Genomic DNA, 12699 nt, shown 5'->3' with positions numbered 1-12699 from the left:
GTCTGACAGCACTGTAAGTGCTTTGCCCATGTCGTTGCCAAGAGGGGTACCGTGAACGGCATGAACTGGCCCGCGACCGAGCGCCTCTGTCTGACCCCCGCGCCCGGCGGCCTCGCCCTCGTTCAGGAGCTCCTGAACACCGCGCCCGCCGGCCACCCCGACTCCGCCGACGCCGCCGACCTGCTCGCCGACGGGGCGCTCGGCCCCGCCCAGGAGTGGGCCGACCTGGCCGTGCGGTCCTGGGCCGCGGAGACCGGCCGGGGCGGCGTGCGCTTGGTCCTGGCCGCCGAGGACCTGCCGAAGCTGCGCTGCCTGCGCGACCAGCTGCGCCGCGCGCTGGCCGCGGGCGATCAGGACGGCGGCGCGGTGCGTTTCACCTCCGCGCCGGTCGTGGTCGAGCTCTCCGGGGACGGCGCCCTGACCGTGGAGCCGGAGGGCGCGGGCGCGCGCTGGCTGGTCTCCGCCGTCCTCGCCGAAGGGCTGCTCGCCCAGGCCATGGGCCTCTGGCGGCGGCTGAAGATCTGCCGCAACGAGTACTGCGCCGCCGCGTTCTACGACCGCTCCCGCAACAACAGCGGCGTCTGGCACTCGGTGCGCGGCTGCGGGAACGCCGCCCATCTGCGGGCCTGCCGGGAGCGTCGCCGGGCAGGGACGGGCGGGAGTGTCTCCGTCGAGGCGTGACAGCAGTGTCATGTGTTCGCTGCTGTGTGACGTGTCCGAGCCCTTGCCGATTCCGGGAAAGTTGCAGAAGATTCCCGTGGGGACCGGGGCCCCCGTGTCGGTAACGGCAGGGGCGGACCGCTACCCGGAGTACGTATCGAGGAGACAGCGATGTCCCCAGAGACGCCCGAGGCCTCCCACCAGGAGCGCGCGTCCACCGAGGTTCCCGAGGCGGAGAGCCCGAACCTCGACTTCGCGGGAACCACCCCGTACGAGGACTACGTCCAGGCGGACGTCCTCACCCACCTGCAGCACCTGCGCTCGGACGACCCCGGAGAGATGGTCTTCCTGGTCACCACCCAGGTCATGGAGCTGTGGTTCACGGTGATCGTCCACGAGTGGGAGACCGCGGCGCACGCCCTGCGCCGCGACGACATCCCCGTGGCGCAGCACGCGCTCAAGCGCAGCCTGCGCGAGCTGGAGGCCCTGAACGCCTCCTGGCGCCCGCTCGCCCAGCTCACCCCCGCCCAGTTCAACTCCTACCGCGGCGCGCTCGGCGAGGGGTCCGGCTTTCAGTCCGCGATGTACCGCCGCATGGAGTTCCTGCTCGGCGACAAGTCCGCGTCCATGCTCGTCCCGCACCGGGGCGCGCCGCGCGTCCACGCGGAGCTGGAGAAGGCGCTGCAGGACCCGAGCCTGTACGACGAGGTCCTCAGCCTCCTCGCCCGCCGCGGGTACGCGATACCGGACGCCGTCCTGCAGCGCGACCTCACCCAGAAGTACGAGCCGTCGCCCGAGGTCGAGGCCGTCTGGACCGAGCTCTACTCCGGCGACGAGAGCGGCGAACTGGCCCGCCTGGGCGAGACGTTGACGGACGTCGCGGAGCTGGTCTGGCGCTGGCGCAACGACCACCTCGTCGCCACCCGCCGCGCGATGGGCGCCAAGACCGGCACGGGCGGCTCCGCCGGTGTGGCGTGGCTGGAGAAGCGGGCGGCGAAGAACGTCTTCCCCGAGCTGTGGACTGCGAGGAGCCATGTCTGACGACCGTGCCGGCGCCGCACCGGACCTCGCGGCCGAGGCGGCGAAGCTGGACGCCGACGACGCACTGCGGGACAGGCGCGCGCAGTTCGTCCTCGACGACACCGTCTACCTGGACGGCAACTCCCTGGGCGCGCTGCCCGCGCACGTGCCGGGCCGGGTGGCCGACGTCATCAGCCGCCAGTGGGGCGAGCTGCGCATCCGGTCCTGGGACGAGAGCGGCTGGTGGACCGCGCCCGAGCGCATCGGCGACCGCATCGCCCCGCTGGTCGGCGCAGCCCTGGGGCAGATCGTGGTCGGCGACTCCACCAGCGTGAACGTCTTCAAGGCGCTGGTGGCCGCCGTCCGCATGGCCCGTGCCGCGGACGGGGGACGCGACGAGATCGTCGTCGACGCCACGACGTTCCCCACGGATGGGTACATCGCGCAGTCCGCGGCCCGCCTCACCGGCTGCCGGCTCGTCCCGGCCGCCCCCGCCGAGGTCCCCGGCGTCCTCGGCGGGCGCACCGCCGCCGTCCTGCTCAACCACGCCGACTACCGCACCGGCCGCCTGCACGACCTGCCCGGTCTGACGCGGGCCGTGCACGACGCGGGCGCGCTCGTGGTCTGGGACCTGTGCCACACCGCGGGCGCGCTGCCCGTCGGGCTCGACGCGCATGGCGTGGACCTCGCGGTCGGGTGCACCTACAAGTACCTGAACGGCGGCCCGGGTTCGCCCGCCTACCTCTACGTACGGGCGGATCTGCAGCCCCGCTTCGACTCCCCGCTGCCCGGCTGGAACTCGCACGCCGAACCCTTCGGGATGCGGCCCGAGTTCGAGGCGGCGGACGGGGCGCTGCGCGGCCGCGTCGGCACCCCGGACATCCTGTCGATGCTCGCCCTTGAGGCGGCGCTCGACGTGTGGGACGGCGTCGGCGTCGACGCCGTGCGCGCCAAGTCCCTCGCCCTGACCGACTTCTTCCTGCGGTGCGTCGGCGCGTACGTGCCGAAGGGGCGCGTGGAGTCCCTCACTCCGGCCGTGCACGCCGAGCGCGGCAGCCAGGTCGCGCTGCGCTGCGCGGGCGCGGGTGACGTCATGCGCCGGCTCGTCGAGCGGGGCGTGGTCGGCGACTACCGCGCGCCTGACGTGCTGCGCTTCGGGTTCACGCCGCTGTACGTCTCGTTCGGCGACGCCGAACGGGCCGCTCGGGTACTGGCGGACACGCTGGACTGATAGCGTCCGGCGGATCTTGCCCCCGCGATTCCGCCCGCCGGAAGCGCGGGGGCAGTGCCGCCAGCCGCACTGCCGTTGAGAGGTTGCCGCATGCCGGACGACGCCGCCGTGGCCCGCGATGCCGCCGAGGCCGAGGCCGCCTTCGCGCATCCCGCCGTGAAGCCGGACACCACCGCCGCGTACGGGGAACACCCCGACCAGGTCGTCGACTTCTACGCCCCCAGGGGTGACGCGGGCCGCCCCGCCCCGCTCGTCGTCGTCCTGCACGGCGGCGCGTGGCGGGCGCCCTATGACCGGCACCACATCACCCCCTTCGCGGACTTCCTCGCCCGCCGGGGCTTCGCGGTGGCCAACGTCGAGTACCGCAGGGGCAGTCCGATCCCCGCACAGGCCGGCACGGGCCCGGTCGCCGGGCGCTGGCCCGAGACCTTCGACGACGTGGCGGCCGCCCTCGACGCGCTGCCCGCCCTCGTCCGCGACGCCCTGCCCGCCGCCGACCCGCGCCGCACCGTGGTGACCGGGCACTCCGCGGGCGGCCACCTCGCCCTGTGGGCGGCCGCACGGCACGTACTGCCCGCCGACTCCCCCTGGCACACCGGCCGCCCGGCCCCGCTGCGCGGCGTCGTCGCGCTGGCGCCGATCGCGGACCTCCGCGTCGCCGAGGAGCTGGCCGTCTGCGACGGCGCGTCGGCGCAACTCCTGGGCGGCGGCGACCGGTTCGAGGAGCGGCTGCCGTACGCCGACCCGGCCGCCCTGCTCCCGACGGGCATCGCCACGACCGTCGTGCAGGGGCGCACCGACATCGTCGTGCCGCAGGCGGTGGCCGAGGCGTACGCCGACGCGGCCGCGAAGGCGGGCGAGGTCGTGGGCCTCACGCTCCTGGAGGACGTGGGGCACTTCCCGCTCATCGACCCGGCGGCGGACGCCTGCGCGGTGGTCGCCGAAGAGATCGCGCAACTGGCCTTCTGACCGGCTCGGGCCCGCGGTGACGGGGGCCCGGGGGATACCCGTGATACCCGGGGATACCCGTAATACCTGAGAGCTACCCCGCGGCTGCATACCCCAGCGGGATGTGAGCGACAGAGACTGATCCATAACTTCCCTTCCGTGGAAGCGAGTCGGAACACCGGCCCGCGAAACGACGGAAGGGAAGCGCACGATGAGGATCCGGGCCGGGCGGCTGCGCCGCACTCTGCTGGCCGTCGGGGTCGCGGCCGCCGTGGTGATTCCGGTGTCGGGCGCCGCCCGCCCCGAGATCCCGGCCCCCGCCCCCGCCTCCCTCGGCCGCGTCACGGCGCAGGGCCTCCCCGCCGCGTACGCCGCGAACCGGGCGAACGCCACCGAGGCGGCGGCCCTCGCCGACGGGTACGGCGCCACGCGGCGGGCCGCGGAGCTGCGCGCGATGGCCGCGCCCGGCCGGCGGTTCCTCGCCTTCGACGGGCGCGGGACGGGACGCACCGCCGAGGTCTTCGGCGACCTGACGGCCGCGGACCGCGTCGCCGTCCTGGTGCCCGGCTCGGACACCTCCCTCGACACGTACGGCAGGCTGCGCTCCGGCGCCCTCGCCCTGCACGCGGCGGCCGGACCCCGCACGGCCGTCGTGGCCTGGCTCGGGTACGAGACGCCGGGCACGGTCAGCCCCGCCGTCCTGACGACGGGCCGCGCGAAGGAGGCGGCCCCCGCGCTGCGCTCCTTCGTCGGCGAACTGCACGGCATCAACGCCCGCGCCCGCGTCTCCCTGCTCTGCCACTCCTACGGCTCGGTGGTGTGCGCCGCCGCCGCTTCGGGGCCGCGCGGCCTGGACGTCGCCGACATCGCGCTCTACGGCAGCCCGGGCACCGGCGTCGACACGGCCGGTGACCTGCACACCCGGGCCCGGATCTGGGCGGGCCGCGGCGCCGGCGACTGGATCGCCGACGTGCCGCACACGAGCGTCGGCCTCTTCGGCGCCACCGTCGGCTTCGGCACCGACCCCGTCTCCGGCCACTTCGGGGCCCGCGTCTTCGCGGCGGGCGACGGCGGCCACAGCGACTACCTGGAGCCGGGATCCGTACCGCTCCGCAACCTCGCCCGGATCGCGCGCGGCGACGGAGCGGAGGCCGGCCGTGCGTGAGCGCCTCTCCGCACTCGCCCGGCGCGTCGACGCCGCCACCCCCGCAGGCCGGGACCGCGGTCTCGACGCCCTGCGGGCCCTCGCCATCCTCGGCGTGGTCGGCGGGCACTGGCTGGTCACCGCCCTGGTGTCGGACGGCGGTGCCCTGCACGCCGCCAGCCCGCTGCGGCACCAGCCCTGGCTCGCGCCCGTCTCCTGGATCTTCCAGACGCTCGCCGTGTTCTTCCTGGTCGGCGGGTACGTGGCGACGAAGAGCCACGCGTCGGCCCGCGAACGCGGCACCGGCCGCCTCCCGTGGCTCGCGGCCCGGCTCGGGCGCCTCTTCCGGCCGGTCGCCGCGGTGCTCGTGCTGTGGACGGCCGTCGGCGCGGGCCTGGTCCTGTCGGGCGCCGCCCCGGACACGGTGCACACGCTGGTGAAGCTGGCGCTCTCACCGCTGTGGTTCCTGCTGGTCTTCGCCGGGCTCACCGCGCTCACGCCGCTGGTGCGGCGGCTCCATGCGCTGTGGCCGATCGCCGTCGTCCTCCACGTGGACCTCGTACGGTTCGGCTTCGGCGGGCCCGCCTGGCTCGGCTGGATCAACCTGGCGGCCGGCTGGCTCGTGCCGTGGACGCTGGGCGCGGCCTGGGCGCGGGGCGAGCTGACGCGGCGCTCGGGCCGGGTGCTCCTGGTGGGCGGCGCGGCGGCGGCCGCGGGCCTCGTCCTGTGGGCCGGCTACCCCGCCTCGATGGTGGGCGTCCCGGGCGCCGCGGTGTCGAACCTGAACCCGCCCACCCTGGCGGCCGTCGCCTTCGGCCTCGCCCAGTGCGGCCTCGCGATCCTGCTGCGGGAGCCGCTCGCCCGCGGGCTGCGCCGCCCCGCGGCGTGGGCGGCGGTGGCGCTGACGAACCTCTCCGCGATGACGATATTCCTCTGGCACCAGACGGCGCTGATGGCGGTCACCGCGCTCGGCCTGCTCACCGGCGGCCCGCTGCCCGGCCTGCACACAGCGCCGGACGGCTGGGGCTGGCTGCTCGCCCGCCTCGCCTGGCTGCCGGTGTTCGCGCTCGGTCTCGCGGTGTGCTGGGCGGCGTTCCGCACGTACGAGCGGGGCGGCCGGGCACGGGGGCGGCGCGGGTCCGGGGGCGCGGGAGTGAAGGTGGCGCGGCATGTCTAGGGTTGACCGGGTGAACGGTGGGGGCCGCGGCAGCGGTGACGGGGAGCGGTTCGACGGTGCCGTCCTGTCGGAGGCGCGGAGTCTGCGCGAGGAGCTGGGGACGGTGGCGCCGATGCCGCTGCCGCCGCTCGGGAGGCCGCGTCTGCTGCGCTGGGCCCCGCACCTGGTGGTCGTGGGCATCGCCCTCGGTACGACACTCGGCAACGTCGACCAGATGTCGGAGCGCTACCACCTCGGTCACCCGGCCGGCCCGGCCATGGCCCTTGCGCAGGCCGTGGCCCTCCTGCTGGCGCTGGTGCGGCCGGTCCCCGCCTGGTGGCTGTCCCTGGCGGTGAGCACGGCCGTCGCGGGCATGACGACCCTTCCGATGGGGCAGGGCTCCCAGCCGTGGCCGTGGGGGCCGCCCGCGCTGATCGCGCACGCGACGGTGACGCTGCTGCTCGCGCTGCGGCTGCGGCCCCGGGCAGCCTGGGCGGCCTGCGCCCTCGGCGTCGGTGTCCCGCTCCTGCTGCAGCTGACGACCAGCCCCGGCCCGGGCCCCTCCGACACCACGGTGCCCCTCTCGGCGATCGTGTTCGGCGCCGTCACCCTGTTCGGCACGCTGCTGCGCGGCCGCCGCGAGACCCGCACCCGCCTCGTCGAGCAGGAGACCCTCACCGCCGAGGAGCGGGCCCGCCGCACCCTCCTGGAGGAGCGCAGCCGCATCGCCCGCGAACTGCACGACGTCGTCGCCCACCACATGTCCGTGATCTCCATCCAGGCGCAGGTCGCCCCGCACCTGGTGAAGGACCCGCCCGACGAGCTCAGGGAGAACCTCGAAGGCATCCGCGAGAACGCCCTCGAAGCCCTCACCGAACTGCGCCGCGTCCTCGGCGTCCTGCGCGCGGAGAACCCCGACGCCCCCGAGGCCGCCCCGCAGGCCCCGCTGCCCACCCTCGACCGCCTGGACGGCCTCCTCGACAACGCGCGCGCGGCCGGTCTGAGCGTCCACCGCGAGAGCACCGGCGAGCCGCGCCCGCTGCCGCCCGGCGTGGACCTGTCGGCGTACCGCATCGTGCAGGAGGCGCTCAGCAACGCGATCCGGCACGCGCCGGGCTCGACGGTGCGGATCGAGCTCGCGTACGCGCGCGGCGGCCTGCGCGTGCGCGTCACCGACTCCGGCGCCCGCTCGAAGGCCCCGCCCTCGCCCGGCGCGGGCCACGGGCTGCTCGGCATGCGCGAGCGGGCCGCCATGCTGGGCGGCGACCTCGCCACGGGTCCCACCCCGGACGGCGGCTACGAGGTCTCCGCCTTCCTGCCCGCGAACGCCCTGCCGGCCGATTCCCTGCCGGCCGATTCCCCGCCGACCGACGCCCCTGACAGAGAGATCCGACCATGACGATCCGAGTGCTGATCGCAGACGACCAGATCATGGTCAGACAGGGCTTCTCCGTCCTGCTCAACGCGGAGCCGGACATCGAGGTGACCGGGCAGGCCGTCGACGGCGCGGACGCGGTGGCCCAGGTCGCCGGGCTCGCGCCGGACGTGGTCCTGATGGACATCCGCATGCCCGAGCTGAGCGGCATCGAGGCCACCCGCCGCATCACGGCGGCCCAGCCCGACGTGCGCGTCCTGGTCCTGACCACCTTCGACCTCGACGAGTACGTGTACGAGGCGCTGCGCGCGGGTGCCTCCGGTTTCCTGCTGAAGGACGCCTCCGCGCACCAGCTCGCCGAGGCCGTCCGCGTGGTGGCCGCGGGCGACGCGCTGCTCGCGCCCGGCATCACCCGGCGCCTCATCGCCGAGTTCTCCCGCATGGACGGCGGTCCGCGCGGCCCCCTCAGATCCCGGGTGGGCGAGCTCACCGAGCGCGAGACGGAGGTCCTCGCCCTGATCGCGCAGGGCCTGTCGAACGCGGAGATAGCGGCGCGCCTCGTCGTCGCCGAACAGACCGTGAAGACCCACGTCGGCCGCATCCTGGTGAAACTGGGCCTGCGCGACCGCACGCAGGCGGCGGTGTTCGCGTACGAGTCGGGCGTGGTCCGCCCCGGAAAGCCGTCCGGCGCTTGAGACCCGGGGCCCGGGGTCCGGGGCCCGGGGCAGAGCCCCGAATCCTTGGCCGACAGCCCGCACGGACGACGAGTAGTACCTGGGACGGACGCCCGGGAACCCCTCTTGCTATGGACGCCCCCGCGGCGGAGCCCCCGTACCGTCGTAGCCGTGACCGATACGACTGAGCAGCTCAAGGCCAGCGGCCGCAAGAGCCCCGAGTACCACCTCGTGCGGGAGGCCTTCGGCGGCCTGCACGCGGCGCTGTTCCGCGACGCCTTCGCCTACCGGATGCTGCCTCCCAGGGCGACGGAGGGGCGCCTCGGCCGCCTCCTGCCGGAGCGGATACGCGGGTATGCCGTCTGGGCCCCGCACGCCCTGGTGGTCGCCGCGGCCCTGATCACGATGCTCATCGCCTACGAGGTGGGCCTCGGCAGCGGCGAGCTCGCGCACCTCCTCACCGGCTTCATCCCGGCGGCCGCCGTCCTGATGACCCTGGTCAGGCCGGTCGGCGCCTTCTGGGTCTCGCTGGCCTCGACGCCGTTCACCGCGGTGCTCGGCAACACCTGGGACGGCTGGCCGTGGACGCCCCCCGCGTTCTTCGCGCACATCGTGGTGATGGTCGTCGTCGCGGCCAGGACCGGTCCGCGCACCGCCCTGTGGATGTGGCTCGCCACGGCCGGGTACGGCCTGGTCACGGAGGTCGGTCTCGGGTCGCCCGGTGCCTCCGACGCCCCGATGATGCTGTTCTTCTCCGCGCTCGCGCTCCTTGTCACCACCATGGTGCACGTGCGCCGCGAGGCGCAGCGCGAGGTCACCGTGCAGCGCACCGTCACCGCCATCGAGCGCGACAAGCGCACCCTCCTGGAGGAGCGCACCACCATCGCCCGCGAGCTGCACGACGTGGTCGCCCACCACATGTCGGTGGTCGCCATCCAGGCGGAGGCCGCGCCCTACCGCGTGGAGAACCCGCCGCCCGAGCTGGAGCAGGCGTTCGTGACGATCCGCGAGAACGCGGTGTCCGCGCTCACCGAACTGCGCCGCGTGCTCGGCGTCGTACGGGCCGAGGACTACGAGGCGCCGGACGCCCCGCAACCCACGCTCGCCGACCTCGACCGGCTCCTGGACAACGTCCGCGACGCGGGCCTGACTGTCGACAAGGTGATCACCGGAGCGGTCCGCGAACTGCCGCAGGGCGTGGAGCTCTCGGCGTACCGCATCGTGCAGGAGGCGCTGAGCAACAGCCTGCGCCACGCGCCCGGCGCCGCGGCCCGCGTCGAGGTCGGCTACGTCCTCGGCGGCCTGGGCCTGCGCATCGTGAACGGCCCCGCGACCGGCCTGGTCAAGCCCTCCCCGGGCGCCGGGCACGGCATCACCGGCATGCGGGAGCGCGTCGCGATGCTGAACGGCGAGATGACGGCGGAGCAGGCGCCCGACGGCGGTTACGAGGTCACGGTCTTCCTGCCGGTGCCGCACGCGGACCGTCCCGACCCGGCGGCGGAGGACCTCGCATGACGATCCGCGTCCTCATCGCGGACGACCAGATGATGGTCCGCGAAGGGTTCTCCGTCCTCCTCAACGCCATGCCCGACATCGAGGTCGTCGGCGAGGCCGTCAACGGCCGCGAGGCGGTGCGGCGTGTCCGCGAACTCGGCCCCGACGTCGTCCTGATGGACATCCGCATGCCCGAACTGAACGGCATCGAGGCGACCCGCGAGATCATCGCGTCCGAGGGCAACTCCAAGGTCCTCGTCCTGACCACCTTCGACCTCGACGAGTACGTCTACCAGGCGCTGCGCGCAGGCGCGTCGGGCTTCCTCCTCAAGGACGCCTCTGCTCGCCAACTGGCCGACGGCGTACGGGTGGTGGCGTCCGGCGAGGCGCTGCTCGCGCCCACGGTGACGCGCCGCCTGATCACCGAGTTCTCCAAGCTGGCGCAGTCGCCGCGGCTGTCGGCCACGGTCCAGGCCCAGCAGTACGGCGAGCTCACCGAGCGCGAGACGGAGGTCCTCGTCCTCATCGCGCAGGGACTGTCGAACGCGGAGATCGCCTCTCGGCTCGTGGTCGCCGAGTCCACCATCAAGACCCACGTCAGCCGGATCCTGGTGAAACTGGGGCTGCGGGACCGCACGCAGGCGGCGGTGTTCGCTTACGAGGCGAGGCTGGTCACCCCCGGGTGAGAGCGTTCGCGGGGTGTTCACCGGGGCGGGCGCGGGGCTAGCGTCCCGCCATGGACGCAGCGACCGAAGCGGGCTGGGCCTTCGCCCCCTCGTCACCGGAGTTCCTGGCCGACCCCTACCCGGCGTACGCGCGACTGCGCGAGGCGGGCCGCGTGCACCACCACCCGCCCACCGGCCAGTGGCTGGTCCCGCACCACGCGGACGTCGCGGCCCTGCTCCGCGACCGGCGCCTCGGCCGCACCTACCTGCACCGCTTCAGCCACGAGGAGTTCGGGCGCCGGCCCCCGCCGCCCGAGCACGAGCCGTTCCACGTCCTCAACGACAACGGCATGCTCGACCTGGAAGCGCCCGCGCACACCCGCATCCGGCGCCTGGTGTCGAAGGCGTTCACCCCGCGCACGGTCGAGCGGCTCCGCCCCTACATCGCGGACTTGGCCGACCGCCTGGTGCGCGACCTGGTGGCGGACGGCGGCGGAGACCTCGCGGCCCGCGTCGCCGAGCCGCTCCCCGTCGCGGTCATCGCCCAGATGCTGGGCATCCCGGAGAGCGACCGGCCGCTGCTCCGCCCGTGGTCGGCGGCGATCTGCGGCATGTACGAGCTGAACCCGCCCGAGGAGACGGCCGTGCGGGCGGTACGGGCGTCCCTCGAATTCACCGCCTACCTGCGGGAGCTGATCGCGGTCCGGCGCGAGAAGCCGGGCGACGACCTGATCTCGGGCCTGATCGCGGCGTACGAGGACGGGGAGGGACTCAGCGAGCAGGAGATGATCTCGACGTGCGTGCTCCTGCTGAACGCGGGGCACGAGGCGACGGTGAACGCCACGGTCAACGGCTGGTACGCGCTGTTCCGCCACCCCGAGCAGCTGGCCGCCCTGCGCGCCGACCCGGCCGGACTGGTCCCGACGGCCGTCGAGGAGCTGCTGCGCTACGACACCCCGCTGCAGCTCTTCGAGCGCTGGGTCCTCGACGACATCGAGATCGACGGTGTGACGATCCCGCGCGGCGCGGAGCTGGCCCTCCTCTTCGGCGCCGCCAACCACGACCCCGCGGTCTTCGAGCGCCCCGCCGAACTCGACCTGGCCCGCCGCGACAACCCCCACATCTCCTTCAGCGCGGGCCTCCACTACTGCATCGGCGCCCCGCTGGCCCGCATGGAACTGACCGCATCGCTCGCAGCGCTGCTCCACAGGGCCCCGCACCTCACCCTCGCGTCGCCCCCGCCCCGCAAGCCGGACTTCGTGATCCGGGGACTGGAAGAACTCCTTGTCGAGGTCTGAACCTTGCGGCGGAGGCCTCCCGCCCCTCACCGGGGCAACGTGAGCCCCCAGGCCAGCGGATGGACCGTCCAGGTGCGGGTGCGGACCGGGCCCGCCACCACCGCGTCCGCGCGGTAGCGGAAGTCGGGGCCGGAGACGGTCACCGTCCCGGCCCGTACCCGTAGCGGCGCCGCCTCCGCGCCCACCGACGTGGGCCGGACCTCCACCTGGGCCAGGCCGCCGTGGACCGCGGTGATCCGGACGCCCTCGACGGGCTGGTCCAGGTCGACCAGGACGACGCCGTCCGCCTCGATCCGGAGCCGCGCGGGACCGCGCCCCGCCCCGGGGACCGGGCGCGAGGGCCGGGAGGCCAGCGTGCGGACGAAGGACTGGCAGGTCCGCAGCCACGGGTGGCCGTCGGCGGGGCCGCCGGCGGTCACCCGCGACACGGCCCGGGCGGAGACATCCGCCCCCGAGCCCGCCCCCGGGCCCGCACCGGCGCCCGCGCCGAATGCACCGGCGGAGACATCCGCCTCGGCCGCCCCCACCGGAGGAATCCGCAGATCCCCGAGGACCACCCCGTCGCTGTCGTCCACCAGCAGGTCGAGCCGCCGCTGGGCCCCCTCAAGCACCGCCCGCGCCGCCGCGACCGCCCCGGCAGGCACTCCGAGGGCCCGCGCGAGCGTTTGTGACGCGCCCACGGGAACGACCGAGAGCGCGCATCCGGCGAGCTCCCTGTCCCGGTGCAGAGAGCCGACGGCCCGCAGCAGCGCACGGTCGTCGCCGATCACCACCAGACGCCGCGCACCCCTCCTGGCCAGCGCTTTTGTGAAGTCCTCGGGGCCGTCGGGCAGGCAGATCCGGACCGCCGCGCCCGCACTGAGCACGTCCTTCGCGATCCGTACCGACTCACCGTCCGTACGCCGGGCGACCGGGTCGATGACGACTAGGAGCTGGTCGCGAGCCGACAACGTGCGCCCTTTCTTTTAGCCGTTCTTTGAGACCTCGGGTAGCATCTTTGTGCAAGAGCCCCTTGCGCTATTGCGCCAGGGGCT

The 12699-nt window shown here is 74.5% G+C and carries 12 protein-coding genes; 11 read left to right on the top strand and 1 reads right to left on the bottom strand.

The annotated features are described in order from the left end of the window. The first annotated feature begins 60 nt into the window (after positions 1 to 60). The 11 genes from ACFVYL_RS19845 (at position 61) to ACFVYL_RS19795 (ending at position 11665) form a co-directional block, all read left to right on the top strand. Positions 61 to 681, top strand: coding sequence for a CGNR zinc finger domain-containing protein (locus ACFVYL_RS19845; protein ID WP_389717672.1), 621 nt, complete (start codon positions 61 to 63; stop codon positions 679 to 681). 150 nt (positions 682 to 831) lie between these two features. Continuing rightward, positions 832 to 1701, top strand: a complete 870-nt coding sequence (locus ACFVYL_RS19840) for a tryptophan 2,3-dioxygenase family protein (protein ID WP_389717669.1) — start codon at positions 832 to 834, stop codon at positions 1699 to 1701. Beyond that, on the top strand, positions 1694 to 2911 hold the full coding sequence (gene kynU, locus ACFVYL_RS19835) for a kynureninase (protein WP_389717668.1): 1218 nt from the start codon (positions 1694 to 1696) through the stop codon (positions 2909 to 2911). The genes ACFVYL_RS19840 and kynU overlap by 8 nt, the downstream gene beginning before the upstream one ends. A 90-nt stretch (positions 2912 to 3001) precedes the next feature. Further along, complete coding sequence (locus ACFVYL_RS19830) at positions 3002 to 3880, top strand: alpha/beta hydrolase (protein ID WP_389717666.1); 879 nt, start codon at positions 3002 to 3004, stop codon at positions 3878 to 3880. 190 nt (positions 3881 to 4070) lie between these two features. Then, positions 4071 to 5024 carry an alpha/beta hydrolase gene (locus tag ACFVYL_RS19825; protein ID WP_389717665.1) on the top strand — a complete coding sequence of 318 codons (954 nt, stop codon included), beginning with the start codon at positions 4071 to 4073 and terminating at the stop codon, positions 5022 to 5024. After that, positions 5017 to 6180, top strand: a complete 1164-nt coding sequence (locus ACFVYL_RS19820; protein WP_389717662.1) for an acyltransferase — start codon at positions 5017 to 5019, stop codon at positions 6178 to 6180. Before ACFVYL_RS19825 ends, ACFVYL_RS19820 begins: the two co-directional genes overlap by 8 nt. Further along, positions 6173 to 7558 carry a sensor histidine kinase gene (locus ACFVYL_RS19815; RefSeq protein ID WP_389717659.1) on the top strand — a complete coding sequence of 462 codons (1386 nt, stop codon included), beginning with the start codon at positions 6173 to 6175 and terminating at the stop codon, positions 7556 to 7558. The genes ACFVYL_RS19820 and ACFVYL_RS19815 overlap by 8 nt, the downstream gene beginning before the upstream one ends. After that, complete coding sequence (locus tag ACFVYL_RS19810) at positions 7555 to 8229, top strand: response regulator (protein WP_389717658.1); 675 nt, start codon at positions 7555 to 7557, stop codon at positions 8227 to 8229. The genes ACFVYL_RS19815 and ACFVYL_RS19810 overlap by 4 nt, the downstream gene beginning before the upstream one ends. 150 nt (positions 8230 to 8379) lie before the next feature. Next, positions 8380 to 9723, top strand: a complete 1344-nt coding sequence (locus tag ACFVYL_RS19805) for a sensor histidine kinase (RefSeq protein WP_389717655.1) — start codon at positions 8380 to 8382, stop codon at positions 9721 to 9723. Beyond that, positions 9720 to 10388 carry a response regulator gene (locus ACFVYL_RS19800; protein WP_389717653.1) on the top strand — a complete coding sequence of 223 codons (669 nt, stop codon included), beginning with the start codon at positions 9720 to 9722 and terminating at the stop codon, positions 10386 to 10388. Before ACFVYL_RS19805 ends, ACFVYL_RS19800 begins: the two co-directional genes overlap by 4 nt. Before the next feature lie 50 nt (positions 10389 to 10438). Continuing rightward, positions 10439 to 11665, top strand: coding sequence for a cytochrome P450 (locus tag ACFVYL_RS19795; RefSeq protein WP_389717651.1), 1227 nt, complete (start codon positions 10439 to 10441; stop codon positions 11663 to 11665). Between the two features lie 26 nt (positions 11666 to 11691). Here the strand turns inward: ACFVYL_RS19795 and ACFVYL_RS19790 are convergent, their stop codons facing one another. Further along, a complete protein-coding gene (locus ACFVYL_RS19790; RefSeq protein WP_389717648.1) occupies positions 11692 to 12615 on the bottom strand; it encodes a diacylglycerol kinase family protein in 924 nt (307 codons plus the stop codon). Positions 12616 to 12699 lie beyond the last annotated feature (84 nt).

It is taken from the genome of Streptomyces sp. NPDC058308 (assembly GCF_042880275.1).
Lineage (GTDB): Bacteria > Actinomycetota > Actinomycetes > Streptomycetales > Streptomycetaceae > Streptomyces.
The sequence above is the reverse complement of the archived record's forward strand: the minus strand, read 5'-3'. Positions and strand labels throughout refer to the sequence as shown.

Coding starts and splice junctions, on each gene's coding strand:
- ACFVYL_RS19815 (WP_389717659.1), top strand. CDS start 6,173: ATGTCTAGGGTTGACCGGGTGAACGGTGGGGGCCGCGGCAGCGGTGAC.
- ACFVYL_RS19830 (WP_389717666.1), top strand. CDS start 3,002: ATGCCGGACGACGCCGCCGTGGCCCGCGATGCCGCCGAGGCCGAGGCC.
- kynU (WP_389717668.1), top strand. CDS start 1,694: ATGTCTGACGACCGTGCCGGCGCCGCACCGGACCTCGCGGCCGAGGCG.
- ACFVYL_RS19845 (WP_389717672.1), top strand. CDS start 61: ATGAACTGGCCCGCGACCGAGCGCCTCTGTCTGACCCCCGCGCCCGGC.
- ACFVYL_RS19825 (WP_389717665.1), top strand. CDS start 4,071: ATGAGGATCCGGGCCGGGCGGCTGCGCCGCACTCTGCTGGCCGTCGGG.
- ACFVYL_RS19810 (WP_389717658.1), top strand. CDS start 7,555: ATGACGATCCGAGTGCTGATCGCAGACGACCAGATCATGGTCAGACAG.
- ACFVYL_RS19800 (WP_389717653.1), top strand. CDS start 9,720: ATGACGATCCGCGTCCTCATCGCGGACGACCAGATGATGGTCCGCGAA.
- ACFVYL_RS19795 (WP_389717651.1), top strand. CDS start 10,439: ATGGACGCAGCGACCGAAGCGGGCTGGGCCTTCGCCCCCTCGTCACCG.
- ACFVYL_RS19840 (WP_389717669.1), top strand. CDS start 832: ATGTCCCCAGAGACGCCCGAGGCCTCCCACCAGGAGCGCGCGTCCACC.